Annotated in this window: 24 protein-coding genes and 1 riboswitch; of the genes, 12 read left to right on the plus strand and 12 right to left on the minus strand. The window is 53.5% G+C overall.

Annotated features, from left to right (window positions below; all coding sequences use genetic code 11):
- A complete protein-coding gene (locus FH871_RS16820; protein WP_138992581.1) occupies window positions 1-1,422 on the minus strand; it encodes a M14 metallopeptidase family protein in 1,422 nt (473 codons plus the stop codon).
- Window positions 1,423-1,596: 174 nt separating this feature from the next.
- Between FH871_RS16820 and FH871_RS16825 the strand changes: the two genes are divergently transcribed.
- On the plus strand, window positions 1,597-2,928 hold the full coding sequence (locus tag FH871_RS16825) for an APC family permease (RefSeq protein ID WP_138992582.1): 1,332 nt from the start codon (window positions 1,597-1,599) through the stop codon (window positions 2,926-2,928).
- Window positions 2,929-3,017: 89 nt separating this feature from the next.
- The gene (locus tag FH871_RS16830) at window positions 3,018-3,470 is read left to right on the plus strand and encodes a DinB family protein (RefSeq protein ID WP_138992583.1); all 453 of its coding nucleotides are present in this window, start codon (window positions 3,018-3,020) and stop codon (window positions 3,468-3,470) included.
- Here FH871_RS16830 and FH871_RS16835 read toward each other — a convergent pair whose 3' ends face one another.
- The 6 genes from FH871_RS16835 to lipB form a co-directional block, all read right to left on the minus strand.
- Window positions 3,471-4,040 (minus strand): NADPH-dependent FMN reductase, encoded by a 570-nt coding sequence (locus FH871_RS16835; protein ID WP_138992584.1) that lies wholly within the window; start codon window positions 4,038-4,040, stop codon window positions 3,471-3,473.
- A gap of 42 nt (window positions 4,041-4,082) precedes the next feature.
- Window positions 4,083-4,520 carry a nucleoside deaminase gene (locus FH871_RS16840; RefSeq protein WP_114408640.1) on the minus strand — a complete coding sequence of 146 codons (438 nt, stop codon included), beginning with the start codon at window positions 4,518-4,520 and terminating at the stop codon, window positions 4,083-4,085.
- Window positions 4,521-4,586: 66 nt separating this feature from the next.
- The gene (gene rnr, locus FH871_RS16845) at window positions 4,587-6,965 is read right to left on the minus strand and encodes a ribonuclease R (RefSeq protein WP_138992585.1); all 2,379 of its coding nucleotides are present in this window, start codon (window positions 6,963-6,965) and stop codon (window positions 4,587-4,589) included.
- 150 nt (window positions 6,966-7,115) lie between these two features.
- The gene (locus tag FH871_RS16850; RefSeq protein WP_138992586.1) at window positions 7,116-7,847 is read right to left on the minus strand and encodes a ribonuclease H-like domain-containing protein; all 732 of its coding nucleotides are present in this window, start codon (window positions 7,845-7,847) and stop codon (window positions 7,116-7,118) included.
- Between the two features lie 35 nt (window positions 7,848-7,882).
- Window positions 7,883-8,296, minus strand: coding sequence for a hypothetical protein (locus FH871_RS16855; RefSeq protein ID WP_138992587.1), 414 nt, complete (start codon window positions 8,294-8,296; stop codon window positions 7,883-7,885).
- Between the two features lies 1 nt (window position 8,297).
- Window positions 8,298-9,032 (minus strand): lipoyl(octanoyl) transferase LipB, encoded by a 735-nt coding sequence (gene lipB, locus FH871_RS16860; RefSeq protein ID WP_138992588.1) that lies wholly within the window; start codon window positions 9,030-9,032, stop codon window positions 8,298-8,300.
- Between the two features lie 93 nt (window positions 9,033-9,125).
- Between lipB and FH871_RS16865 the strand changes: the two genes are divergently transcribed.
- Both FH871_RS16865 and FH871_RS16870 read left to right on the plus strand, forming a co-directional pair.
- Window positions 9,126-9,479: a YraN family protein gene (locus tag FH871_RS16865; RefSeq protein WP_138992589.1), complete on the plus strand. Its 354-nt coding sequence runs from the start codon at window positions 9,126-9,128 to the stop codon at window positions 9,477-9,479.
- 67 nt (window positions 9,480-9,546) lie between these two features.
- Window positions 9,547-11,073: a S41 family peptidase gene (locus FH871_RS16870; RefSeq protein ID WP_138992590.1), complete on the plus strand. Its 1,527-nt coding sequence runs from the start codon at window positions 9,547-9,549 to the stop codon at window positions 11,071-11,073.
- A gap of 108 nt (window positions 11,074-11,181) precedes the next feature.
- Here the strand turns inward: FH871_RS16870 and atpC are convergent, their stop codons facing one another.
- Both atpC and atpD read right to left on the minus strand, forming a co-directional pair.
- The gene (gene atpC, locus FH871_RS16875; protein WP_114408647.1) at window positions 11,182-11,430 is read right to left on the minus strand and encodes an ATP synthase F1 subunit epsilon; all 249 of its coding nucleotides are present in this window, start codon (window positions 11,428-11,430) and stop codon (window positions 11,182-11,184) included.
- Window positions 11,431-11,529: 99 nt separating this feature from the next.
- On the minus strand, window positions 11,530-13,053 hold the full coding sequence (gene atpD, locus FH871_RS16880; RefSeq protein WP_138992591.1) for a F0F1 ATP synthase subunit beta: 1,524 nt from the start codon (window positions 13,051-13,053) through the stop codon (window positions 11,530-11,532).
- 398 nt (window positions 13,054-13,451) lie between these two features.
- Here atpD and FH871_RS16885 point away from each other — a divergent pair, with 398 nt between their 5' ends.
- From FH871_RS16885 to FH871_RS16920, 8 genes are all read left to right on the plus strand, one after another.
- Window positions 13,452-16,481 carry a lipopolysaccharide assembly protein LapB gene (locus FH871_RS16885; RefSeq protein ID WP_138992592.1) on the plus strand — a complete coding sequence of 1,010 codons (3,030 nt, stop codon included), beginning with the start codon at window positions 13,452-13,454 and terminating at the stop codon, window positions 16,479-16,481.
- 41 nt (window positions 16,482-16,522) lie between these two features.
- Window positions 16,523-17,023, plus strand: a complete 501-nt coding sequence (locus tag FH871_RS16890) for a hypothetical protein (RefSeq protein WP_138992593.1) — start codon at window positions 16,523-16,525, stop codon at window positions 17,021-17,023.
- A gap of 49 nt (window positions 17,024-17,072) precedes the next feature.
- The gene (locus tag FH871_RS16895) at window positions 17,073-17,810 is read left to right on the plus strand and encodes an ABC transporter ATP-binding protein (RefSeq protein WP_114408651.1); all 738 of its coding nucleotides are present in this window, start codon (window positions 17,073-17,075) and stop codon (window positions 17,808-17,810) included.
- Window positions 17,811-17,929: 119 nt separating this feature from the next.
- The gene (locus tag FH871_RS16900; RefSeq protein ID WP_138992594.1) at window positions 17,930-18,694 is read left to right on the plus strand and encodes a carboxypeptidase-like regulatory domain-containing protein; all 765 of its coding nucleotides are present in this window, start codon (window positions 17,930-17,932) and stop codon (window positions 18,692-18,694) included.
- A gap of 97 nt (window positions 18,695-18,791) precedes the next feature.
- The gene (locus tag FH871_RS16905) at window positions 18,792-19,265 is read left to right on the plus strand and encodes a (2Fe-2S)-binding protein (RefSeq protein WP_138992595.1); all 474 of its coding nucleotides are present in this window, start codon (window positions 18,792-18,794) and stop codon (window positions 19,263-19,265) included.
- A gap of 18 nt (window positions 19,266-19,283) precedes the next feature.
- Entirely contained in the window at window positions 19,284-21,488 is a 2,205-nt protein-coding gene (locus FH871_RS16910) for a molybdopterin cofactor-binding domain-containing protein (RefSeq protein WP_138992596.1), read from the plus strand.
- A 115-nt stretch (window positions 21,489-21,603) separates the two neighbouring features.
- The gene (locus FH871_RS16915) at window positions 21,604-21,960 is read left to right on the plus strand and encodes a DUF6152 family protein (RefSeq protein WP_138992597.1); all 357 of its coding nucleotides are present in this window, start codon (window positions 21,604-21,606) and stop codon (window positions 21,958-21,960) included.
- Window positions 21,957-22,445, plus strand: a complete 489-nt coding sequence (locus FH871_RS16920) for a DUF6644 family protein (RefSeq protein ID WP_138992598.1) — start codon at window positions 21,957-21,959, stop codon at window positions 22,443-22,445. The genes FH871_RS16915 and FH871_RS16920 overlap by 4 nt, the downstream gene beginning before the upstream one ends.
- 154 nt (window positions 22,446-22,599) lie before the next feature.
- A riboswitch (SAM riboswitch) is annotated at window positions 22,600-22,707 on the minus strand.
- Window positions 22,708-23,054: 347 nt separating this feature from the next.
- On the opposite strand, the gene FH871_RS16925 is transcribed toward FH871_RS16920, so the two are convergent.
- The 3 genes from FH871_RS16925 to FH871_RS16935 are packed head-to-tail and all read right to left on the minus strand — an operon-like array spanning window position 23,055 to window position 26,942.
- Window positions 23,055-24,167, minus strand: a complete 1,113-nt coding sequence (locus FH871_RS16925; RefSeq protein ID WP_138992599.1) for a mevalonate kinase — start codon at window positions 24,165-24,167, stop codon at window positions 23,055-23,057.
- A gap of 17 nt (window positions 24,168-24,184) precedes the next feature.
- Entirely contained in the window at window positions 24,185-25,480 is a 1,296-nt protein-coding gene (locus FH871_RS16930; protein WP_138992600.1) for a DUF3472 domain-containing protein, read from the minus strand.
- 10 nt (window positions 25,481-25,490) lie between these two features.
- Window positions 25,491-26,942, minus strand: coding sequence for a RagB/SusD family nutrient uptake outer membrane protein (locus FH871_RS16935; RefSeq protein WP_138992601.1), 1,452 nt, complete (start codon window positions 26,940-26,942; stop codon window positions 25,491-25,493).
- Between the last annotated feature and the right edge of the window lie 8 nt (window positions 26,943-26,950).

Consider the following 26,950-nt stretch of genomic DNA (forward strand, 5'->3'; position numbering starts at 1 on the left):
TTATTCCACCACGCCGGTGCCTAGTTTATTGGCACCGTTGCTGACATCCAGCCAGAATCCGTTGACAAAGACGTACCGCAACTGATTGCCCCGGCGCAGGACGAAGGTCGGAATCCGGCCGGTCTGAATGGGCCTGGCGGCCGAGGTGGTGGGCTGCAGCACATGAACCGGCGCAAGGTGCGTGGTTGCCCGCGACGGTGCGGCCAGCCGGAACGTGGTGACGCCTTTCTGCACGAGTGAATCCAGTTTGTATTTTTTCAAATCCGCCAGCGAACGCAGCGTATCCGGATGAATCTGCCCCGGCGAAACCGTTAAACCGGTCGCGTCAATTTCCTCAATTCCGAAAAAGGTGGACAAATCGCCAAAATCGTCGATGGAACTGCGGTAGCCGAACGTGGCCGCATTACCGACATTTACTTCGTTCCGGTTGATGCCAATATCGACCGTAACCGGTTTTCCGCCCCGTATGATCTGCGCTTTCCGAATCAGCACATCGAATAAATACCGCTCGTTTTCGGGAATGGTGTTGTATTCCGAACGGGATTCGGCCTTGTACGAATCCGTCGCAATGGCTTGTAGAGCCGTCAGAATGGACACGTAATTCAGTTTGCGGATGAACTGCTTCTCGGGATCGTTCGGATAACCGCCCGATTCGATCAGAATCAGCGTCGTTCCCCATTTCTGGATGTTGTCGCCGAAGGCGCGCGGCTCAAATTCGTCGGAATACCGTCCGACGCCCCCCGGAATAAATTGCTGCAACACCCGGTTCATGCCCACGATCAACTGCATCGACCGTTCGCGCACGGGATTGATGTTCCGGGCTTCGTCGTAGGCCGTCGCCAGAAACGAAATGGTGGCTTGTTTGGGTGTATGGCCGACGCTGTAGCGGGTGCTCTGGTCGTGGAGGTTAAAACCCACCTCCGGTTTTAGCGATTGCTGTAAACCCTTCAGAATCACCGATTCCGGCGATTGCAACCGCAACGCATCCCGGTTCAAATCAATATCCAGGGCATTCCGGCGCTGGTACCGTTCGGCACCGTCAGGGTTCAGCATCGGCACAAAATAGAGCGTCGTTTCGGCCAGCAGCTTGGTTTTGAACTCGTTAAATTCTCCATCGGCCCGAAGCAGGTTGAAGATGTCGAAAATTGCCATCGTTGCCGACGGTTCGTCGCCGTGCATCTGCGACCACAGCAGCACTTTTCGCGGGCCATTGCCAACTTTAATCATCTGAATCGGCCGCTTTTCGACGGATTCGCCCACTTTCGTGATGTCAAACCGGCTGTCGGTTTTCAGCTTGTCGATGAGTGGTAAAATGTCGGCCTGCTTGAACCGGCGGTGGGTGAGGGCCGTATCGCGGTACGTATCGTACGTATCGAATAAATGCCGGGAGAAGGTCAAATCCTGACTGTATGCGGTGGTCATTATGACTAAATTAAACGCAAAGATCGAAAAGGCGGTAGTAGATTTCAACATCTTTGTCATTCGTTTATCCTGTGAATCCCGTAAAAAAACAGGTCGAAACAGATTCTTCCTGGTTTCTGCCAAATCTGGGGCTAAAAATAGCCGGTTTTTGGCGAAAAAGCCTATTATTGTAGGATGACACCCCCCGAAACAAACCGTCCTTCCCAACTTCTCCGCCTGTTGGGCGTAGGCTTCGGCGTTGCCGTTACCATTGGTGGTACCATCGGCACCGGTATTCTCCGCCGACCCGGCACCATTGCGCAGGAGTTGGGGCAGCCGTCGCTTGCGTTGCTGGTGTGGGCGCTGGTGGGGGTTTACGCGCTGATTGGCTCGCTGCAGGTGATTGAACTGGGCACCATGATTCCGAAAGCAGGGGCATGGTATGTGTTCGCGCGTCGGGCGTTTGGTGATTACGTCGGGTTTGTGATCGGGATCAGCAGCTGGCTCGGGAGCATTGCGGCCATGGCTTTCGGCGCGGCTGTGATGGGGGAGTACATTGCGCTGCTGATGCCCCCCCTGACGGCGTATATCAAGGCAATTGCGATTGGGATATTGCTGGCTTTCACGGCCTTTCACCTGATCGGCGTTCGACTGGCCAGCCGGGCGCAGGAGGTCATGAGTTTCATCAAGGCGGTGGGCTTACTGGCTTTTGTAGTCATTTGCTTTACATACACGCCCGACGAGCCGCTGCAATTTTCCGGCGACAACACCATTCCCATCGAAGGGTCGCTGCTGGTGGGTATTCTGGCCGCTTTGCAATCGGTTTTTTATACCTACGATGGCTGGCACACGGCGGCTTATTTCACGGAAGAAGACATCAATCCCAACAAAAACCTGCCGCGTTCGATGATGATCGGTGTTCTGCTGATCATCGGAATTTACCTGCTGGTCAATCTGGCGTTGTTTCACGTGCTGCCCATCGAGCAACTGGCGAAATCCAAACTCCCGGCTGCTGACGCGGTTCAGGTACTTTTTGGCCCCGCCAGCGCAAAAGTGGTGACGCTGCTGCTGATGATTTCGATTATGGGGATCATCAACGCGCAGATCATGTTCAACCCGCGGGTGTTGTTTGCCATCAGCCGTGATGGGTTGTTTGCCAAAGCCTTTACCCGCGTCAATACCGGCGGAACGCCCGCTCCGGCCATGTTTCTGACCGTCGCCATGTCGATTCTGATGATTGTTACCGGCACCTACAGCAAACTGTCCGATGTGGCCTCCTTCTTTTTCGTACTCTGTTACGCAGCGGCTTTTGCTTCGCTGATCCGGTTGCGAAAAACCGCCCCCGAACTCCCGCGCCCGGTTTTGGCCTGGGGCTACCCGCTGACGACCTGGCTGATGTTGCTGGCGTCGCTGGCGTTTCTGGTGGGCGTTATTTACAGCGATCTCTACAGCAGTGCCTACGCCGTCGGGTTCATCATCCTGAGTTATCCGCTGTTTTTGCTGGTGAAGCGACTGAACCGGGTGTAAGGGTATTATAAATTAGCCCACGGTTTTAACCGTGGGCTGGTAAGCAACTAATTTCCGATAGACCACTGATTTTTGTCTCCCGAACCGCTATGATTCAAACCCTACAATCCCTTTTTACCAGAGATCTTCACCGACTGAAACGGGAAATCGAACTCTATCAGGATGAAGCGAACTTATGGATTACCGACCGGGCCATTACCAACCCGGCCGGTAATCTGTGTCTGCATCTTGTGGGCAATCTGAATACCTACATTGGGGCGGTTTTGGGCCATACCGGCTACATCCGGCATCGTGAACTGGAGTTTTCGCTCCGTGACATTCCCCGAATCGAACTGTTGCAGAAAGTGGATGAGACGATTCAGGTCGTTCTCGATGCCCTCGATCAGATGCGGGAAGAGCAGCTTCAGGAGGAGTATCCCCTGCTGGTGTTTGATGAGAAAACCAGCACCGAATACTTCCTGGTTCATCTGACAACCCATTTAACGTACCACCTGGGGCAAATCAATTACCACCGCCGTTTGCTGGATGCGGAAGCGGAATGATCAATCGTTTTTGCGAATCACCGTCATGCCTTTCGTCCAGCGCACCAGTTCAGTAAGCATCGTCTGAGCCGCTTTGTGGCTCGTTTCGTTGGGCTCAAATTCTTCCTGCTCGTTGATAAACTGATCAAAAAACGGAATGTTGACGGCTTCGAACAGGGGAACCACTTTCAATGCGATCAGGTCTGATTTGAGGTGACTGGCAGCCCGCGTGCCGGCCGAAATACCGCCGTAACTGACAATACCGGCGGCTTTGTAGGCCCATTCCTGCACCAGGTATTGCAGGGCATTTTTCAGTGGAGCGGGGTAGCTATGATCATATTCTGCCGTCACGAAAATAAACGCATCGGCTTCGTCGATGCGGGCACTCCATTTTTTCGTGTGTTCATGAACGTACTGCTTCAAACGCGGATGAGCGGGTTCGTCCATGAAAGGGAGCTTGATGTCGGCCAGATCCAATACTTCGACCTTAAAACCGCCGTGCTGCCGGGCTACTTCCGTGATCCAGTCCGTAACCAGTGGTCCTTTTCGGCTCGGCCGCACGGTCGAATTGATAATTTTGAGATTGTACATGGGTTAGTTCAATTGGATTCGCACAGCGCGACCGCTCCGCGGCTACAATTCCCCAATATCCTCGTTCCATACCTCCGGTTTCTGAGCGATAAACTGGTTCATCATGTCGACGCATTCCGGCAGATCGAGGTCGATAACTTCCACGCCGTGTTCTTCCATGAACTCCCGCGCTCCGGGAAACGTTCGCGATTCCGCCACAATCACTTTCGGAATCTTGAACTGCACGATGGTTCCGGCGCACATGTAACACGGCATGAGCGTCGAGTAAATCACCGTATTGCGGAAGGAACCCACCCGACCGGCGTTGTTGAGGCAATCCATTTCGCCGTGCAGAATGGGGTTGTTTTCCTGCACCCGCTTGTTGTGCCCCGATGCGACCAGTTTTCCGTCTTTCACCAGGGCCGAGCCGATGGGAATGCCGCCTTCCGAAAGGCTCTTCCGGGCCTGACGGATGGCTTCCTGCATGAATTCGTCGTTCATAAAATTCTCAGGGATTCTCCCTGGGTTAGTGATGAAACGCCTACAGCGTTTGGGGGCTCTACAGATTTAACGCCGTCGGCGGTCTTTTCCAGCTTTTGCGGTTTTCGGGCGACCTCCGTCGGACGACGAACCGGAGCGTCGTTGCGAACGAGCTTCACCCGCGGTATTTTCACGGCGGGTCAGGCGGCTTTTGAGGGGCGTTTTCAGGGAGCCTTTGTCATCGACCAGGAACAGATCCAGACTCCGGCGGGCCAGATTGGCTTCTTTCACCCGAACCGTTACGGCATCACCAAACGCGAAGATTTTTTTGTTCCGTTTGCCGATCAGCCGGTAATTGTCCTTGTCGAAATCGTAGAAATCATCGCCCAGATCGGTCATGCGCACCAGCCCTTCCGCGCTGGTTTCGGTGATTTCGACAAACAGGCCAAAATCCGTTACGCCCGTGATGATCCCTTTGAACTCCTGGTCTCGGTCCATGCGGTTCATGAACTCGACCTGCTTGTATTTGATGGAAGCCCGTTCGGCTTCGACGGCCACGCGTTCGCGGTCGGACGAATGCTTGCAACGCGCTTCATATTCTTCCTTGTCAACCGATTTGCCGCCGTCGAGGTAGTGTTGCAACAGCCGGTGGGCCATCATATCGGGGTAGCGACGGATGGGCGACGTAAAGTGCGAATACCGCCGGAACGAGAGGCCAAAATGGCCAATGTCCTCGGTGCTGTACCGGGCTTTTGCCATCGTCCGAATGGCGAGTTGTTGTAAGGCATTCTGCTCGGGTTGCCCTTCCAGGCTCTCCATCATCGTGTTGAACGACTTGGACAGCTCTTTTTCACTATCGATCTGGAGCTTATATCCAAACCGCCCGGCAAACGTGGCAAACGTCTTCAGTTTCTCGAAATCCGGCGAGTCGTGGACCCGGTAAATCATCACATTCGGGTGTTCTCCGCGCGACAAACCGTGGACGAATTCAGCGACCCGCTTGTTCGCCAACAGCATAAATTCTTCGATCAGCTTGTGGGCGTCTTTCCGTACTTTCGGATAAACCGACAACGGAACCCCGTTTTCGTCCAGCTTAAACTTGACCTCAACGGTTTCGAAGTTGATGGCGCCGTGTCGAAACCGATCGTCGCGAAACTTGAAAGCGAGGTCGTTCAACAGCCGCAGCTCTTCCAAATAATCCCCGTGACCGCGATCGACAATGTCCTGCGCTTCTTCGTAGGCAAACCGGCGATCGGAGTGAATCACCGTCCGCCCAAACCATTCCTTTTTGATTTTGGCGTCGGGCGTCAGCTCAAATACCGCCGAAAACGTCAACTTATCCTCATTCGGGCGCAGCGAACACAGGTTATTCGACAGCTTTTCGGGCAACATTGGCACCACGCGGTCCACCAGATACACCGACGTTCCGCGTTTGAAGGCTTCATCTTCCAAAGCCGTACCCGGCTGAATGTAGTGGGTGACGTCGGCAATGTGAACCCCGATTTCGTAATTGCCGTTGTCCAGCATCTGAATCGACAGCGCATCATCGAAATCCTTGGCGTCGTCGGGGTCAATCGTAAACGTCGTAATGCCGCGCATGTCGCGCCGTTTGGTGATTTCTTTCTTCGGAATTTTCTCCGAAATCCCTTTCGACTCTTTTTCTACCGCATCCGGAAAGTCCACGGGCAGGCCAAATTCGGCCAGAATCGCGTGCATTTCGGTGTTGTTCTGCCCGGCAGGCCCCAACACGGAGATAACTTCGCCTTCGGGCCGGTGACGGCTGTCGGGAAAACGCGTGAGCCGAACAATGACTTTGTCGCCATCTTTCGCGTCGCTCAGTTTGTCTTTCGGAATATAAACTTCTTCGTAAATCTTCTTGCTGTCGGGAATCACCTGCCCGTAGTTCGGCCAGGTCGAAATCCGGCCCACCAGCTCAGAACGACCACGTTCCACAATGCTGACGACTTTCCCTTCAATCCGACGGCTCCGGGTTTGCGAACCGCGTGAAAAACCGCCGGAATTGGACGATCCGCTCAGTCGCACCACCTTCACTTTGTCGCCGTCGATGGCCCCGTTCAGGTCGTCGGTGCTGACGTAAATATCATTGTCGCGGTCGCCACTGCCGGTGCTGACAAAGGCAAACCGGGGATTCACGTGGTCGACGGTGCCTTCGGTGGTTCGGTCGGTTTCGTTAAACTGATACGTTCCGTCGGGGTGGCGGGTCAACTGGCCTTCGTCGGCGAGTTCGCCCAGCAAGCCGTGGGCAATAAATTTCGTTTTCCGGTCAACGATGTCGAAGTTGTCGAGGACATCGTTCTGTGAAAAAGATTCTTTGCTATTTATTTCAAAAAAAGCCGCAATGTCATTCTTCATTTCGTCCAGAAATGAGTCGGCCGACGGAACCGGGCGGTTCTGCGGGCTTCTGCGGCTTTGTTGTTCTCGTGGTTTACTTCGGTTATTTCTCATGTTTTTCGTTTAAAAGACGTTGGAGCCTAAGGAGTTGTTACACAGAGTTGATCAGAGAAAATCAGAGTTACACAGAGAAAACTTTGATTAACCGCTCGGGCGGCCCGTCTGATTTTCCCCTGGTAAACTCTGTGTAACAGCCTCCAAAAATCACTCCAAGCGCGTGATGTGTTGGTCTTTCACCAACGGGGTACCCAGTAAGCGCAGATACACCTGCACCAGCGTCACAATGGACGAACGGGCATATTCGCGCACTTTGGCCAATCCCTGCTTCTGGTAATAGACTAAACTGGTTTGGTCACCGGTCAGTTCGAGCGGTTTGATGGGCAGGTTCAGAACGGCTGCCAGCAGATCGAGCGGGACGAAGTGGCGACTATCGCCAAACCGCCACATTTCCAGCACATCTTGGTGCGGAATGTCCCACGGTTTTCGCCCCGACAGCCGGAGCGTTGCCGGCAGTTGGTGCTGATGAACCAGCATCCGGCGGCACAGGTATGGATAGTCAAATTCCTTGCCATTATGGGCGCAGAGAACCAATTCGCTGGGCGGGTATTTTTCAATAATGCTGATAAACTCGCCCAGCAGGGCCTCTTCGTCATCGTTGGCCAGTGTTTTGACTTTCAGGAACATATTCTCTTCCTCGTCCCAATACAAACCGCCAATGCCGATGCAGACGATTTTGCCGTATTCGGCGTAATACGAAGCCCGGTTGTCATACCATTTCGCGACCGACCAGTGTTCTTCGTTCTGGAAATAGCTGATTTTCTGGCTCCACTGTTGCCGGATTCGCTCGTCCAGTTCATCGTAGGAGGGGGCTCCGGCAACGGTTTTGATGTCGATAAACAACAGGTTTTTAAGGCGTTTTTTCCAGGATACGGGCATGGCAGTGGAATAGCAAAAAAGCGGAATGACCAGGTTCAGGCGTGCAGAATTCCTTCCAGCCCCAATTCACTGATCAGGATCAGGTTCTGTTCGGTAATGCTGTCCGGCACGAAGATAAACTTTTTGTCAAAAATCTGGTCGCCAATGTAATAGCTAACCCAATATTGGTTGTTCAGATGAAACACATCCGGCATGATGGTTTCGACGGCCACGTACTCATTCGGCTGAAGTTCAGCAAAATAATGCCGCAACGTCGACGTCGTTTGCTGCTCTTTTTGGGTTTCATCCAGAAAACCGTATCCTTTCGACGTCACAAACACGTTCCGGATCATCGTATCATTCTGATTGATCAAAAACACCTGCCAGTCATACTGATCCAGTTCCGTCGGTTTCCGTGCAATGACGACTTGTACTCCTTCAACGGGTAAAAACGAAATATCTCTCTTCATTCTAACGAATTAACTCCATTTCAAATAAATCCGCCAGATGTTGGCTGACGTGTTCCATCACGTCCGAAACCGGAACCTCCCGGCCCAGTTCTGCCTGCATCGACGTAACGGCCTTGTCGGCAATGCCGCAGGGCACAATATGATTAAAATAACGCAAATCCGTGTTGACATTCAACGCAAATCCGTGCATCGTTACCCAACGGCTCGCTTTGACGCCCATGGCGCAGATTTTTCGGGCGGTTCCATTCCGGCGGTTTTCGTCGGATTCATACCCCAGCCAAACCCCCGTCAACCCGTCGATCCGGCCCGCATCCAGCCCATAATCCGCCAAGGTTCGGATGATGGCTTCTTCGAGCAGGCGCATGTAGCGGTGAATGTCCGTGAAAAAATTATCCAGATCCAGAATGGGGTAACCCACCAACTGGCCCGGCCCGTGGTAGGTGATGTCGCCCCCCCGGTTTATTTTATAATACGTGGCCCCAATGCTTTCCAGAAACGCATCGTTCGCGAGCAAATGATCTTCTTTTCCACTTTTTCCCAGCGTATACACATGCGGGTGCTGGCAGAACACCAGATAATTGGACGTCAGACGGTGCTGGTCGGCGGGCTGGCTGCGGTTGGCGATTTTGGCCGCAACGATTTCCGCCAATAACCGCTCCTGGTAATCCCAGCCAATTTGGTAATCGAGGAGGCCCAGATCCTGAATCTGTACCTGTTTATTGCAATGACTATTCATTTTTGCGTAATCAGTACAGAAAAAACACCAAAGCGGGTCGGTTTCGTTCGTATCCATTCAATCGGTTTTCCGTCTAAGTAGTAAAAACGATCGATGGCACAGCACAATGACACCGGCAAACAGGGCGAAGACGAGGCCGTTCGCTACCTCCAACAGAAAGGCTACCAGATTCTGGAACGCAATTACCGCCACCAACACGCCGAAATCGACCTGATCGCCCACAAAGGAAAACTGGTCATTTTTGTGGAGGTAAAAACGCGAACCAGTACCCGATTTGGCAATCCGGAAGAGTTCGTGAACTCCGCCAAAGCGCGGCTGGTCATGAAAGCGGCTGAGCATTATATTTTCGCGAAAGACTGGCAGCATGACGTCCGTTTCGACATTGTTGCCGTTACGGTGACGCCGGAAGAGGTAAACGTAAAACACATCGAAGATGCCTTTTACTAATTTTGTTTCCCACAAAAAAAAGGGTAGTTTCGGGAACCGAATTTACTGATTTAGTCAGAAAAATAGTATGCGGTTCCTTGCGTTGCTGCTGGCACTGACCATCAGCACAGCTTATTGTTTTCCGGGCCATCCGAAAAAAGCGACGTATCGCCCCCGGATGTATACGGTCGAGCAGTTGCGGAGCGACTTTGCGGTACTGCGGAAGACGTTGGAAGAGCGCCATCCGAGCTTGTACCGGTATGCCCCGCGCGAGGAAATGAACCGTAATTTCGACGCCGTGGCCCGGCAACTCTACCGTCCGATGTCTGAAGTGGAGTTTCGGGAGTTGCTGCGCCCGCTGATTGTCCAGATACGTTGTGGCCACACCGATGTGCAGGAATCGCTCTCTTCCAGCCGGAAAGGGCAAAAACCGCAGCCCGAATGGCTACCCTTCGATATTATTCTGCAAAACGACCGGATGTTTATTGGCCGAAACCGCAGCACGGATTCCTCGCTGGTTTGCGGTACGGAAGTGCTCAAAATGGGGGGGCATCCGGTCAAAGAAATTATTCAGGCCGCCCGGGATCGCTGGCCGTCAGACGGTTATAACCAGACTTTCAAGAATTATTTTCTGGAATTGTACCACCTCGAAGAAACCTACTGGCGGCATTTTGACGGCCATTCGCCCTGGACACTGACCGTGCGGGACACCACGAGTTCTGAGCGCATCACCACCGTTCGTCGCCGTCCGGTCAGTACGGGGGATATTCCGACGACGCCAGCCCCGGCAACCGTCAAGCGAAGCCGGAAAAACCGGTCTAAAACAGAAGCTTCTTTTTTCGATGAGGATGCCAAATTGCAACTCATGCGCTCGCTGCATTTTCTGAACGGTGATTCGACGGCGGCTATGCTGATCATCAACAGTTTTGGCTACGATCACTACGGGTCCTATCACCGGGAGGTGTTTGAAACGCTGGAAAAACTGAAAGTGCAGGATCTGGTGATCGACTTACGGCAGAATACCGGTGGAAATGCTGAAATCGGCTCGGATCTGATGTCGTACCTGATGAAGTCGGATTTCCGGCAGGTCGACCGGGCCGAATGCCGCGTCCGCCGGCCTAATTCCTGTTCGTATTTCGACCGGAAAGAGAAGCGGCTGTTGCGGCAGAATTTCCGCTACATGAAATCGGACGGTGGCCGCTACCAGTTTGGTAAATCCAATGTCGGCTGGAACAAACCGGCTTCCGATCATCGGTTTAGCGGAAAAGTGTATATTCTCACCAGTGGCCGAACCTTCTCGGCGGCTTCCATTTTTACTGCCAGCCTGAAAGCCCAGCGGCCCGTCACCATCATCGGTCAGGAAACCGGTGGGGGCGAAGCGGGCTGCAACGGCGGTATTATTCAAACCCTGACCTTGCCCGAAACCCGGCTCCGGGTTCGTTTTCCGGTTTTCTGGATTGCCACCGCCAGTCGGAATCCCGACCAGGGGCGCGGTGTGATGCCCGACTATCCCATTGACTACACCGTTACGGACCGCATCAAGCAGCGCGACCGGGATTTAGAAAAAGCACTGGAACTGATTCAGGATGGCAAGCGGAAAATGACGGCGCGGTGAGGTAGGTCCCAACAATCTTTTCAGGGTTGACTAACCCCGTATTATATACACGAAAAGCGGACCGATCTTTCCAGACCGGTCCGCTTTGTATGGATAGTCGATACCCGATTAAGCCGCAATAACCGCTTCGGCCAGCACCAGTACTTTGTTATTCAGCACTTCCACCACGCCACCATCGACGGTAAACGTCTGGGTGCCGGAGCTGGTAGCCACCGTAACCGGTCCCCGCGCCAGCGTGCTGACAATGGGAGCGTGGTCGTTCAGAACCTGAAACTGACCCTCCGTACCCGGAAAAGTAACGGCGGTAGCCTCACCGGTAAAGACCTTCTTATCGGGTGTAATGATTTCGAGTTGCATGTTGCTTTTACTGTAAGATGAAAGATTTAAGCAATGAGACAAAAGACAACCGTTACAATGATGTCTTTTATCTCACCTCTCTTGTCTTTTGATCTACTATTATTTTCCCGCTTCCTTCAACAGACGCTCGCCTTTGGCGGCTGCGTCGTCGATGGTTCCAACGAGGTTGAAGGCGGCTTCGGGCAGGTGGTCCCACTTGCCGTCGATGATTTCATTGAAGCCCCGGATGGTTTCTTCGATCGGAACCAGTACGCCTTTCAAACCGGTGAACTGCTCGGCCACGAAGAACGGCTGCGACAGGAAGCGTTGCACGCGACGTGCGCGGTTTACCGTCTGCTTATCTTCTTCCGAAAGTTCTTCCATCCCGAGGATGGCGATGATATCCTGCAATTCTTTGTAGCGTTGCAGAATTTCCTTTACGCGCTGAGCGGTATTGTAATGCTCGTCACCCAGGATTTCGGCGGTCAGAATCCGGGAGGTTGAATCCAGCGGATCCACCGCCGGGTAGATACCTAACTCGGAAATTTTCCGGCTCAATACCGTCGTGGCATCCAAGTGGGCAAAGGTCGTAGCCGGTGCCGGGTCAGTCAAGTCATCGGCCGGTACGTAAACCGCTTGTACCGAAGTGATTGAGCCGCGTTTGGTCGACGTAATCCGTTCCTGCATGGTTCCCATTTCGGTGGCCAGCGTGGGCTGGTACCCTACCGCCGAAGGCATCCGACCCAAAAGAGCAGACACTTCCGAACCGGCCTGCGTAAACCGGAAAATGTTATCGATAAAGAACAGAATGTCGCGGCCTTGTCCGGTGCCGTCACCATCGCGGAAGTGTTCCGCAATCGTCAGCCCCGACAGGGCGACACGGGCGCGGGCTCCGGGAGGTTCGTTCATCTGACCGAAGATGAAGGTAGCCTGGCTTTCTTTCAGTTCTTCCGCGTCTACTTTCGACAAATCCCAGCCGCCTTCTTCCATGGAGTGCTTGAAGTTGTCGCCGTATTTGATAATACCGGCTTCGATCATTTCGCGCAGCAGGTCATTCCCTTCACGGGTCCGTTCTCCCACACCGGCAAATACCGAAAGACCAGCGTATGCTTTGGCAATGTTGTTGATCAATTCCTGGATCAATACGGTTTTTCCTACCCCGGCACCACCGAACAGACCGATTTTACCACCCTTAGCGTAGGGTTCGAGCAAGTCGATCACCTTGATCCCGGTGAAAAGTACTTCGGTGGATGTGGCGAGGTCCTCAAACTTCGGAGCGTTCCGGTGAATGGGTAAACCGCCGGTGCTTTTCGGCTGGGGAATTCCATCGATGGCCGTACCTACGACGTTGAACAACCGTCCGCGAATTCCGTCGCCAGTCGGCATGGTAATCTGAGTGCCCAGGTGGACCACGGTCATCCCGCGCTCCAGTCCTTCGGTGGCGTCCATCGAAATCGTCCGGACACGGTCTTCACCGAGGTGTTGCTGGCACTCCAATATAACTTTTTGGCCATTGGCTTTTGTGACTTCCAGAGCATCCAGAATCGACGGTAGCCGCGACCCTTCGCCCTCAAAACTCACGTCAACAACCGGGCCGATCACCTGCGTGATTTTACCCGTATTCGTTGCTGTTGCAGTTGTCATGCTATGAAGTTGAGAAATTTTAATAGGAAAAGCGTACTCAATGCGACCGCAAAATTAGATGATAATTTGCTTAAACCCAAGTTGCCTTTTAATCTATTTTTAAGATTTACAAGACGAAATCGTTTTTGTTCCAGTTAGTTCGCTGATAATAACCCGAATTCTGCGGTTTGCACAAAACAAAGATTTCAGCTGGAATCGGTCTTATTTGTATGTAAACAGGTTAAGCGGCTCGTCTTCGAACCGTTAAAGAGGAATGATCCACCTGGTTACGGGGCGGTAAAAATAAATGGATTTACCGGATCAAACCCGGAAACACGCACTAACTCATCCGCCCCAGCGTTGCTATGGGTAGTTTAACCGGCAAAGTTTTTGAAACTTGCCGGTTCGTTTTTGATCCTATGCTTTTTTTCTGGAAAAACTGGAATACCGCCCATCGAATCGCCTATTGGGCGGGTTTACTGCTATTCGTTACGGCCATCACGGGCATGATCTGGGCCTGGATGAAGGGCCTGCAAAACGTCGTTCGCTGGGATGTCCTGAGTGAACTGACGGAACTACCGGCGTCCATCGGCACCTTTACCGACGGTTTGTTTGATTACTCCGTTGCGGGCAAAGCCTATGTCGTTACGGAACAGTTCGTTGCGTCGGCCATGCAGGGGAATGTGGTGGCGGCTAAACTGGTTACGCTGGGCATTTGCCTGGGGCTGGCGTTCATTCTGTCGGCGGCCACCCGGTTGCAACGCTGGCCGTATCTGGTCGCCATGGGCGTGTTGATTGTGCTCGTCGCTACGTTCCGGCTGGAAGTGCTGCAACTACCCGGTTTTTTAGGAACGGCTTTCGGGGGGCGGTTGCCGTTTGTGCTCGTCGTGCTGGCGCTCGGTCTGGTCAGCTACTATTTTCATGCGTTCAAATCGTACGTTTCGCTACCCGTTCGGCTGGCCGTTTTTGCGGGCATGATCGTGCCGGGCTGGCTGGTGGTCAACCGGCTGGCCGGACAACCGTTGCCGGCGTCGGCTTTTGTCGGCTATGCGCTACCGGGTCTGCTGGTGATTTCGCTGGGATTCATTTTCTGGATTTCGACGGAAAGCATTGCGGCTCTCGTCTACCTGACCTCGGTGACCCGCACCAACCGAAGCGACGGTTCGGGACGCCCACTGGGCATGAACAATTTCCTGCTCATCAGTTTGTTGTATCTCGTCAACCTGCTGTTGATCTGGCTGAGTAACACCAAAGTGATTGACTGGAATCCGGTGGTAATCAGCCCCTTCGTTTTGTTTGTGGTTTCGCTGGTGCTGGGCATCTGGGGATTTCGACAGCAGTTGCGCCAGAACGAAGCCTTTCTGTCGTTTCGCGATGGCGGGGCGTTTTTGTACCTCGGTCTAGCCCTCATAACCGTCATGACCATTACCTACGCCTTTTCCTCGGCCAACGACCCGCTGGTAGAGGCTCTGGAGGACATGATCGTGTATACCCACCTGGCTGGCGGACTGCTGTTTGTCGTCTACGTGGTTTTTAATTTTCTGCCGATCTACCGCCAGGGCCTGCCGGTTTATAAAGTGCTGTACAAACCCACGCAGCTTTCGTTGCAGCAAACCCGCTTGATTGCCGCTGTGCTGACGGTTTTGATCGGGGCCTACCAAAGTTTCTTCACCTTCAAGCAGGCCACCGCCGGGTATTTCAATACCGTGGGTGATTTTCATGCCGCTACGGGCGAACTGCGGGTGGCGGAGCAATATTATACCCTCGCGTTAGCCAGTGAGTTCCAGAACCATAAATCCAATTACGCCCTGGCGTCGCTGGCCCTGACGCAGGGCGACAAGGTCACGGCGGCTTATTACTTCAATCAGGCGTTGTTGAAACAGCCGTCGCCCCAGGCGTATGCCGGGCTGACGTCGGTGTTGCTGGGCGACAACCTGTTGTTTGAAGCGATCAAAATGCTGCAACGGGGCATTCGCGCTTTTCCGAAAAACGGCGAATTGCAAAATAACCTCGGCTACCTCTACGCCCGAACCAGCGTGGCCGATTCGGCCTATTATTATCTGGCGGCTTCGACCGGCAACACCGCTCGCGAAGAGGTTCCGCAAACCAATCTGCTGGCGTTCTGGGCGCGCAATCCACGGCTGGTTTCGCTCGATTCGCTGGCGAACGTGTCAAAAGCCGGTACCTATGAATCGTATGAAGCCAACCGGGCCGCTTTGGCTTTTTTTCGGAATACCACCGACAGCGCGGCCGTTCCGCGTCCGGCCTGGCTCAGTGAACCGAACGCGGAAGAAGGGCTGAATGTGTCCCGGTTTGCCCGGTTGTATAATTATGCCGTTCAGAACCGGCGTGCCGACACGACTTTGCTCACGGTTCTGAGACGGACGGGCGAGAATCCGGCGAATCAGGATTTTACGGACGATTTGCTCTTTGCCCAATCGGCGGTCCAGTATTATACCGGCAACAAACGCACTGCTTTTGAAATTACCGAGCAACTGGCCCGCGACAACCAGCAGAATGGGGCATTTTACAACTTCATTTCGGGACTTTGGATGATGGAACAGGGCCTGAATCGCAAGGCTGCCGATATGCTGGCGCAAAATGCCGACACGCTTTCGATGTATTACCAGGCCCTGGCGCTGACTAAATCGGGCGATCCGCTCATGGCCCGGCCGCTCTGGGAAATTGCCGGGCAGAACGATTCTGGTGTGCGGGGTCTGGCGGAGGTTTTATACGCCCAAAAACAACCCTCATCCGATCTGGAAAAAGCCTTTGTGCTGTTGTATGACCCGCTGATCGATCAGGCCGGGCCACAGCGGGTGTTGTATAGCTCCATGCGGGATGATAACCTGAAAACGATTGTTGCATCGACACTGGTCAGCCGGTATTTAGGCCTTGAGCAAATCCCGGTTGCCCAAGGCTGGTACGAACAAATCCCGCAGGAAGCAAAACTGAATGCGTATGCCGGCTCCGCGATGACCATTGCTTACCTGCGGCTGCGAAATGCAAAGGGGCAGTACGATCAGACCATTACGGACGCCCGGCAATCCGTTGCAGCGGCTTTTCAGGCTGAGAAGGATTTGGTGTTAGCACAGGCCTATCAGGCCAAAAAACAACCGGCTGAGGCTCGCCGGTTGTATGAAGAGGCCCTTCGGCAGGCTCCGTTCAATGCCGAACTGGTGGCGGCTGCAGCCGGTTTTGAGCGGGACAATGGCCAATCCGAAAAAGCCTATAATCGCGTCCTCGAAGCCTTGCCCCTGAACGAGCGGAACCCGGCCCTGCTGAAACTGTATGCCCTGCTTTGCCTCGATCTGGGCCTGGCCGATTATGCCGAAGAGAGTCTGGCGCGGTTGCGGGCGGCTACGTCACCTGCCGATTATCAGGCATTTCTGGTAAGCTATCAGGCGAAACGCGCGTTGATTGAAAAACAGCGGGAGGCATTTCAATAAATTGAGTAAGTTTAAGAGGTGGTTTCTACTCCCCTCTTTTTATGGAAAAGCAACTTCACTGGGTTAAAGCAGCGTTCAGCCGGAGCGTGGTGATCATGAAAGGTGATGAAGTCGTTGGAGGTATGCACCGCGACCTGTTGGTGCGGGATGTCGATGCACACCTGAACGGCGTTCACATCTTTTTCGACGTTGCGGGGTTTCTGGTTCACTCGGTCAATATCCACGACAAAACTGCCGGTGATCAAATCATTGGCCGGATTGATTTTGAAGGCTTCAATGGCGCGGTTGTTCAGTTGGAAACCGGTGAAAAATACACCTGGCAGCGTGAAAATTTCATGATGCACGAATGGAGTCTCGTCGCCGATAAGCCGGAATCAAAAACCGCTCAGGAGATCATTCATTACGACCGCACCCGGATGTTTCTGGCCGATGAAGGCACCATCGAGTTGGTGACCGACTTGCCGAACGCCGAAATGCTGATCCTGACGGGCTTGTTTGTCCGAAATTTTTTTCTGCGTAAACGCAAAATTGCCGCCACCTAGTCACCGTAGTCATGCGGTTTCCGTATGGCGCTGACGCTTCTAACTGATCATGAGCAAGAATATTATTGAAACCAACGAGATCTCAAAACGGTACGTGATGGGCAGTGAAGTCATCGAAGCGTTGAAATCGGTGACCATTACGATCAAAAAAGGCGAATACGTGGCGTTTATGGGGCCGTCGGGTTCGGGCAAATCGACGCTGATGAACATCGTTGGTTGCCTGGATACGCCCACGTCCGGTACGTACATCCTGAATGGCCTGGACGTCAGCAACATGAGCGAAAACGCGCTGGCCGAAGTCCGGAACAAGGAAATTGGGTTCGTGTTTCAAACCTTCAACCTGCTGCCCCGCCAAACTTCGCTGGAAAACGTAGCCCTGCCGCTGATTTATGCGGGGTTTAACAAAGCCGACCGCACGGAAAAAGCCATGCAGGCCCTGAAAAACGTCGGGCTGGAACACCGGGCGGGCCACCGGCCCAACGAGCTTTCCGGTGGTCAGCGACAACGCGTGGCCGTGGCACGGGCACTGGTGAACGACCCCAGTATTCTGCTGGCGGATGAGCCGACGGGTAACCTCGACAGCAAGACGTCGTACGAAATCATGGATCTGTTCGATCAGATTCACAGCAAGGGCAACACGGTTATTATGGTGACGCACGAAGAAGACATTGCCGAATACGCCCACCGGATTGTCCGGCTCCGGGATGGTCTGATCGAAACTGACCTCATGAACGCCAACATCCGAAAAGCCAGAGCGTTTATTCAAACCGCCGAAGAAGAGCATTGACCGGTGCATTGGGCTCTGACTCGGCGTCTCGTGGAACCCTAAAAAATGTTAAAATCCACGCGGCTTATCCTAAAAACGGTTAGTTTGCGTTCGGATGATAGCACAGGTTTCCACAGGGTATGAAAAACGCACTACTTTTCTTTCTGTTTTCGGTACTAACGGCAGCGGTCGGCAGCGCTCAGGACATCCGAAGCGGTTCGGTAGTCGATCAGAACAGCCAGAAACCAATCGTGTCGGCAACGGTACAAAACACCTCCCTCCGCCGGGCCACCCTCAGCAACGAAGCCGGTCATTTTCGGATCACGGCTTTTCCCAACGACACCCTGCTGATTTCCTGCATCGGCTATAAAGCCGTTCAACTCGCCGTGCCACCCACAGAGCAGGAATTGGTGATTGAAATGGTTCAGGATGTGAAAATGCTGAACGAAGTCGTCATCAAAGGCTGGACCGAAAGCCGCTTCAAGCAGGAATTCATGAAGCTGAATATTGCTGAAAAACCGCTCATCGAAATCAAGACACCCCCGGAACTCGTCGGCATTTCCATGGGAAATATCGGTCGAATGGGCTACGACTACGCGACTTTGGCCCCCAAAATGACGCTGAAAGGACCGGTTTCTGCGCTATACGGCAAGTTTAGCAAAGAAGCCAAAAACGAGCGGAAATTACAGCAGTTTACACAGGCCGAGCAAAACAGGAAACGCTACCAGTCGCGGCTGGACCCCATCTGGATTTCGCGCATTACGGAGCTAAAAGAGGAGCGGCTGACGGCCTTTATGCAATTCTGCAAACTTCCTGAAAAATTCGTTTTGGAATCGACCGAATATGATCTGATCGTTGCGATTCGCGGCTGCCTGAAGGATTTTCTGGTGCAGGAAAAAGGATAGGCGTCTCTATTACCGACCGACTACGGGTACTTCCTGTCAACAAATTGCTTTTTTACGGGTTGTTCCTTTTTTTACCTGTGAATCAAATAGCAAGACGATGAAAGCCCGGCTGGTTATTGAGGTAAACCGAAAACCGCATACGGTGGAGGTCGATCCGAATACGCCCCTGTTGTACGTATTGCGGAATAACCTCGAACTGAACGGCCCCAAATACGGCTGCGGTCTGGAGCAATGTGGTGCCTGTATGGTGCTACTCGACGGCAAAGCGACACCCAGTTGCCTGTTACCGGTCGGAACAATTAAGAAACAATCCATCGTCACTTTAGAAGGACTTACCCAACCGAACGGATCCTTAAGTCCGGTACAACGGGCATTTGTGGAACAGCAAGCCGCCCAGTGTGGCTATTGCCTCAATGGCATGGTGATCTCGGCCACGGCGTTGCTGGCTGAAAATAAACAGCCCGATGATACCGCCATTCGCCAGGGCATGGAGCGGGTTTTGTGCCGGTGTGGAACGCAGTCGCGCATCATCCGGGCCATTCGGCAAGCGGCCAAAGAAGCCAATCCGTAACGTCTAAATCCTCCCGGAATGAAAGAAACTGCGGACTCACTCACCCAATCACGACGGAATTTCCTGAAAACCGCCGGTTGTCTGACCATTGGGTTTTCCTTTTCCTGTCAGCCGTTGTCGGCTTCCGAAAAACCGCCATTGCAGGATTCGCTGCCGGGGAGCCTGCGACAACAGCCCCAGATCAACGCCTGGCTGGAGGTGCTGGACGACGGCCGGATTCGGGTTTTTACCGGCAAACTGGAACTGGGGCAGGGCATTCGCACCGCCATTGCGCAGGTGGCCGCCGAGGAACTGGACATGGATTTGAACAAGGTCGAGGTTCACCTGGCCGAAACCGGTCGCACGCCCCACGAAGGCTACACCGCCGGGAGTGGTTCGATTGAAAATAGCGCGATGGCCGTGCGGTACGCAGCCGCAGCCGCCCGGCAGAAACTGCTGGAACTGGCCGCCAAACGGTGGAATAAACCGGGCAATCAGCTCCGCATCACCAACGGGAAGGTGGAGCTGAAAACCGGCACGGAGCAACTTACGTTTGCCCAATTGCTGAACGGAAAGCAACTGGAAGATACCGTTCAATTGCCGGTTGCGCTCAAATCCAAATCCGACTACCGTTGGGTGGGCAAACCCATTCTCCGAACCGATATTGAGCGAATGACGCGTGGGGAGCCGGTTTACGTCCAGGATCTGCGGTTTCCGGGCATGGTACACGCGCGAATCGTACGACCACTGGCGCACGGTGCCAAACTTCGCTTCTTTGATGTTGCGGCTTTGAAGAAAACCATACCGGGTGTCCTGAAAACCGTTATCAACGGCAACTTTGTGGGCATTCTGGCAACCGAAGAATACGAAGCGGTTCAGGCCCAGTGGTTTGCCCGCGAACAGGCCCGCTGGGAAACCGCCAAACCGTTGCCGGATGAAAAGAGGCTGGCGGAATACATTAAAAAACTCCCGGCTAAAACCCGAACCGTCAAAGAATCCGGTGATCTGAAAGCACCGGAGCAGACGGAAGGTATTTTGTTGCAAGCCCGTTATTTCAAGCCGTATCACATGCACGGGTCGATTGGCCCGTCCTGCGCGGTGGCGCTTTATCAGGAAAACAAGCTGCACATCTGGACGCACAGCCAGGGTGTTTATCCGCTTCGGGAAGCACTGAAAAAGATGCTGGGGCTGGAAACGGATGCGATTCATGTCGTGGGCGTTCCCGGTTCGGGCTGCTACGGTCACAACGGCGCGGACGATGTAGCGGCTGATGCGGCTTTGCTGGCGATGGCCTATCCGGGCAAACACGTTCGGCTGCAATGGTCGCGCGACGATGAACACGGCTGGGAACCCTACGGCAGCGCCATGCAGATGGAAGCCGAAGCCCGGCTGGATCGTTCCGGAAAAATAACCCACTGGCGGTATGATCTCTGGACCGACTCCCACAGCACCCGGCCGGGCGGAGAGCCGGGCAATTTGCTGGCGGCCCGGTCGATTGATAAACCGTTTTCCGCGCCAACGGGCGGGTATAGCGGGGGCGGGTATCGCAACTCGGAGCCGTATTACACCATTCCGAACCTGAAAGTCGATGCTCATTTTTTTGAAGGACCGCTGCGGGTTTCGGCTTTGCGGAGTCTGGGGGCCTACGCCAACGTGTTTGCGATTGAGTCGTTTATGGACGAGCTGGCCGAAAAAGCCGGGCAAGATCCGCTGGAATTCCGCCTGGCGCATCTGGACGACGAACGGGCAGTAGCCGTAATCAAAAAACTTCAGGAATTGACACGTTCCGAAAAAGTGGCTGCCAATGAGGGAATCGGTTTTGCGTTTTCCCGTTATAAAAATGTAGCGACCTACTGTGCCGTTGCCGCCCGGGTTTTCGTTGACATCAAAACCGGTACCGTTCAGGTTCGGAAAATGTGGTCGGTGATTGACGCCGGTGAAGTGATCAACCCCGACGGCCTGAAAAACCAGACCGAAGGCGGCATGATTCAGTCGGCCAGTTGGACGCTGAAAGAACAGGTTACCTTTGGTCGTGAGCACGTTAGCAGCCGCGACTGGCGTTCGTACCCGATCTTTCGGTTTAGTGACATCCCGGAAGTGGAAGTCGTGGTGATCGCCCGGCCGACCGAAAAACCGCTGGGTGCGGGCGAAGCCGCCCAGGGTCCAACGGCGGCCGCCCTGACCAACGCCATTTACCGGGCCTGCGGCAAGCGGATTCGGGATTTGCCGGTGCGTATTTTATAGAAATGAGAAGATAGACAAGAGAATAAAGACTTGATCACGGTTTCTTTGTACTCTCCTGTCTTTACTCTCTTGTCTTTACTCTTTCATCTATATTCCAACATAACTCCAAACTCCCATGACCTTACTGAAAAACTGCTCGTTTGCGTTGCTCCTGTTTCTGGGAACCGCCTTTGCACCCCTCCACCACGGTTGGGGTGATTACGACCAGACCAAAGTGCTGGATTATACCGGCACCATCGAGGAATCGAAGTACGAAAATCCGCATGCCACGGCCAAAGTGAAAGACAAGGACAAAACCTGGCTGGTCTATCTGGCCCCCACGAGCCGGATGAACGAGCGGGGCGTAAGTGCGGCCATGCTGAAAAAAGGCGGTTCGTTGCGGGTGGTCGGTTATCCACACAAAACCGTCAAAAACGAAATGCGGGCGGAGCGCATCTTCATCGACGGGAAGAAATACGAATTGCGTAAATGAGGCTGGGCATTCCCGTCGAGTGGCTGCAAGGCATTGAAAACAGTGCGCTGGCTGTGAGTATCCGTCAGTCGCTGTGGTTATATCCGGCGTTGGAAATTGTACACATCGTCGGGATCGTTCTGGTGGTCGGCGGAGCCTTTCTGTTTGATTTCCGGCTGCTGGGCTTTTCGAAAAAAATACCGGTTGCCGATCTGGCCATGCATGTTCTGCCCTGGTCGCGGAGGGGGCTGATTCTGGTGATTCCGTCCGGTTTACTGCTGTTCAGCACCAATGCCGAAGCGCTGGGAAAAGACCCGATCTTCTGGCTAAAAATGGGACTGTTGGCCGTTGCGGGCATCAACGTGGCGGTTTTTCACCGGATTACCTTTCGCTCGACGACTGCCTGGAAAACCGGTCAAATTCCGGTTGGCGCAAAAGCTGCGGCCGTTGGTTCCATTCTGCTTTGGCTGGGTACCATTGCCTGTGGCCGTTTGCTGGCCTATTGAACGAAAAATGGAATGCTAAAAATGCGAATAGCCAACGATCAGAGTCGTTGGCTATTCATTTGTGTGGTGTGTGACTTATCGGATTGGACACAGGTGCCAGTCCTGATCGGGGTCACAACGATGCTTCGTTGGTTGATTTTTCATGATGGTTGTTAATTTATAGTTCCTAATTTTTTTAGGCAGGTTAGCACTGATTCCTCAGATCGTTTGGAAAGTTGCTAAGGGTTCATCGAGCCTGTCTCTCCCCCTTTCTGTATAAATCTCGAACCGGCGCACCGGCAACTACTGGTTACCAGAAGTAGTAATTGAGATAACGATACAAAAGTAAAACACGCTCTTCTGTATTCCAAACTAAATCTATATTTTTTGTAGGGTAGTGATGGATGTATTTTTATTGTTCTGATTTTTAAGAGCTTGTGTCTAATAATTTTGTATATATTTTTGCTTTTTGCCCCGTTTCTCTGATCGGTATAAACAACATAACCGCCAACTATGAGATGATGCCATGCCTAACTGTTGTTTAAGTAACTTTGGACCCCTCCGGGGTCAATAATCCCACAGTTTGCGTTTATTTAAATAAATGAAGGAAACGGGGCAGAAACAAAAGTCCTATTTTAATTGGGGTATGAAAAGGTTTTTTGAAACCGGATTTTTTGAAACCCCCTGATCAACCCGGATGATGTATGCCTTACCGCCTGCCCGCTCGATGGCTTCGGCCACGGATTCCGGTTTTTCGGGCGCGTAGGCAAACATGCAGCCCCCGCCCCCGGAACCGTTGATTTTTCCGCCGTAGGCACCGGCTTTGAGTGCTTCGTCGATCATGTGGTCGATTTTAGGCGTCGAAACGCGCTTGGCATCCCGCAGACTGGTCTGGTGAATGGTGAGCAATGCCCCCAGCCGCTGGTGATCGACGGTTCCGCTTTTGAACATCGCCAGAGCCTCCCGCAGGACATCGCGGTCGGAGAGATTACCCTTCAGCAACGCCATTTCATCGGGCGTCAGGATCGATCGGTATGCGTCGGCGGCTTCCAGCGGGTAGGTGGTGAGCAAAAAGGCCGGGTCGTACTGTTTTATTTTTTCCATTGCGCGAAGCATCCCGAATTTGACGTGTTTCAGAACGCCGATGGTGTCTTTCGGCTGGCGCGAATCGCCCAGCACCAACGCGCCAAGTTTCGGCTGAAAGGATTCGAGGTGAATTTTCGGAACGGATTCCAGGTAAATTACGCCCCCAACCGCCGTGGCGTAGTGGTCCATCATGCCGCCGGGTTCGCCAAATTCCAGCACTTCGGCGGCATAGGCGAGTTCCGCCAGCTTTTCGGGGGCCAGCGTTTGCGGGTTGTCGGCAAATTGAGTGAGAATGGCCAACCAGGTGACCAACAGGGCTGAAGAACTGGACGTACCCGCATTGATGGGAATCTCGCCCCGGATTTCGCCCTGAATCCCCGTCGAAAACCGGAAACCTTCCCGCAACAGAATGTTGACCGCGCTGCGGAAGTAATCCCGGTCTTGCCGGTACGTCAGCGGAAGGGTTGCCAACGAAAACCGTTCTTCGGCGTCGATGTCGGGCAAAAACAGCCGAACCTCCGGCTTCGTGGTGGATTCGGCGTTAATCCGGATGCGTTGGGAAATGGCCGCGGCAATAACGGGCAAGCCCAGATAATCCTGGTGTTCTCCGAATAGACAGATGCGACCCGGCGTGGATATAGACAGCGGAAAGGACATAATCAAACAATCACAAATTAGGGTAATCGGGAAAAATCAATCAATGGGGCTTTTTTTAGCGGTTTTCGCGTAAAATCGGTGTTGAGCGGAACATGGTCGTCAAAAAAACCGCAATTCTTAAGGAAGAATTGACGGGTTGGCAATAATCCGCCTGCGTAATCCTGCCGGAAACCGGCCCGGGCGGTGGCGTCGCCGGTAAATTTGGCGCTTACCAATTCCTGCCAGAAGCCTTCTTTGCTCCGAACCCACTGGTTTCCAAAAGCCACCTGCCGCGACGTATTACCCGTATTCGGCATAAAATTCTCCAGAAAAGAATGGGGCGATTTGAGGTACGTCGTCGTCTTCGGGCGTTTGAAACTGGCGATCAACTGCCAGTCTTTGTCCTCAGCATCGGAGAAATAGGCCGTGTAGGTGGTGTACCCGTTTTCCGTTGGTCGGCCCCGGAGCAAAAACCGGTAGGTTCGGCCCGCTTTCCAGTTGTAGCGCAGGTAACTCTGTCCGCCGGACCCTTCGTTGCCGAAATCGTTGGTCGTTACGCCCTCTCCTTTTTTCTCCAGCAGGATTTTCTGATCGTCGGGAATATCTTTCGGATTGTCGGTTTTGAACGGACTCCAGACCGAGAACAAAATCCGCCGTTCGGTCGGCGAATTGATCTGCATCCCGAAATAGCCCTCCGCAAAACCGTTGGCCATGAAGTAGGAACCCAGCACATCACTGCCTTCAGGAACTGTCATTTCGTTGTAAAACCACTCCGAATCGGAATGCTCCGGTGCGGTATATTTCAGGTGGACCGATGGCCCACGTCGGCCCCAATGAAAGTAATTACCCTGGTTATTGCGGACAAAAACCGTCTTGTCATCGACTAAATCGCCACTGATACCGAGTTCACGAAGCTGCCCGAACGCCGGGCCGGATTTGGTCACTCCCTGTAGGTCAATCTTGACGTAGCCCGGTTTTGGAACAGCCCATTCGCCCAGATAATACTCCTTGTCCGCATTGCCGCTGGCCGAAAACTCGACGGATTTCCCCAATACACTCACCCGGATCTTGCTTTCGCCTTCCGAAACGCTCATCGTGGCCGATAGTTTCAGCGTTCCGGCGCGTTCGAACCGGATGTAGGTGGAAACGACACTTTCCGGATGAGTCCAGCCGGTCAGGCCGTCGTTGGTGATTTTTTCGGGAGAATGAGACGGTTTTGTTACCCAGGCGTTGCCGCCGATGGGAACCGACCGGCGATTCGCATCGTGCGAATCGCCGGTCAGCGTGAAAAACCAGGCACTAACTAAAAAAAGGATCGGATTTAGGATAGTCATTAGACGTTTACTACAACGGGTTCTGCTTCAGGTTGGAATTTAAGATAATTTCCGCTTCCGGAATCAGGTGAACCACTTGTTTGTCGGTCGCCGGAACGGTTTGCTGACCGGTTGTGGTGTTGTGATAACCGGGATAATTCCGAACCAGGCTGCGGCCATTGCGGTAGAGGTCATACGCCCGGTGGCCCTCAAACGCCAGTTCGAGCCGGCGCTCCTGCAACACGACGTCCAAAACCGTTGGTAATCCTTTCAGATCGGATACCGAATACAACTCCGTTCCGGTCAGCCCCGCCCGTTGCCGAATCAGGTTGACATCCGCGATGGCTTTGTCTGTGGCACCGGTTTTGGCGTAGGCTTCGGCCCTGTTCAGGTATACTTCCGAAAGCCGCAGCAAAATCGGTGAGCTGAGCGTCGCAATACCGCCCTGGTTGGAAAACTTCGTGACGTATACTTTGTCGATGCCGTTCCGCTTTTCCTGCGCGCCCTGCGCGGTCAGTTTCCGAACCAGAAACGTCCGCCGTTTGTCGTTCGCGTTTTTGTTCACCAGATCCTGATAGTCCTGCGACGCATAAACCTCGCCCCAGCCGACGCCACCCGGTGAGGTGTAGAGCATCGAACCCAGTGAACTCCAGGCGCGGTCGTCTTTCAGCGTGTGTTTGATCGCCAGAATGACTTCCTTGTTCTGCTCATTTTCCACCGTGTAAAAATCGGGAACCTGCGTCGGTGTCGCCAGCGTAAACCGGTTTTCTGCAATCACCAGATCGGCGTATTTAATGGCATTGGCGTTGTCGTTCATGTAGAGATACACCCGCGAAAGCAGCGCGTTGGCGGCCGCAGCCGTGGCATAACTGCTGATGCGCGTCACCGTCATCAGTTTGGCGGCTTTCTGCAACTCGCTGACCACAAACGCATAGACCTCCTTCACCGTCGCCCGGGCGGCATTGTCGTCGGCTTTCGTGTCGGTTTTGATGATCACGCCCAGATTCGTTTCGGGACTTTGGGCATACGGCCGTCCGAAAAGCCGGACCAGCTCGAAATGGACCATGGCTCGCAGAAAGATGTTCTCGCCCAGAATCTGATCCATTTCTTTCGACGTGCCTTCCTGAACGGCTGCAATCACTTTGTTCGCGCCGACAATAACCTGATAGGCTTTGCGGTAAATCTGGAGCGCGTTGGCCTGGTCGGAGGTGTGCCGGTACGTATACGTCAGAAAAAGCGCATCGGTAGTGGTGCCGCTGAGGGTCAGGTTGTCGCCCGGATATTCGTTCATAATGAACAGGTTACGGGTATAGTCGGACTCTTTCAGGAAGGTGTAATTTCCGTCGGTAGCCGCCCGCAGCCCCTGCGCCCCTTGCAGAATCGCCGACTCGGATAAACCGTTGTACGGGGTTGTATCAATTTCACAGGAGGTGGTTACCACCACACAGCCCAGCAACAAAAAGCGCGAAAGAGAGAAGTTCATGGGTGCTG

Source organism: Larkinella sp. C7 (assembly GCF_006149005.1).
Lineage (GTDB): Bacteria > Bacteroidota > Bacteroidia > Cytophagales > Spirosomataceae > Larkinella.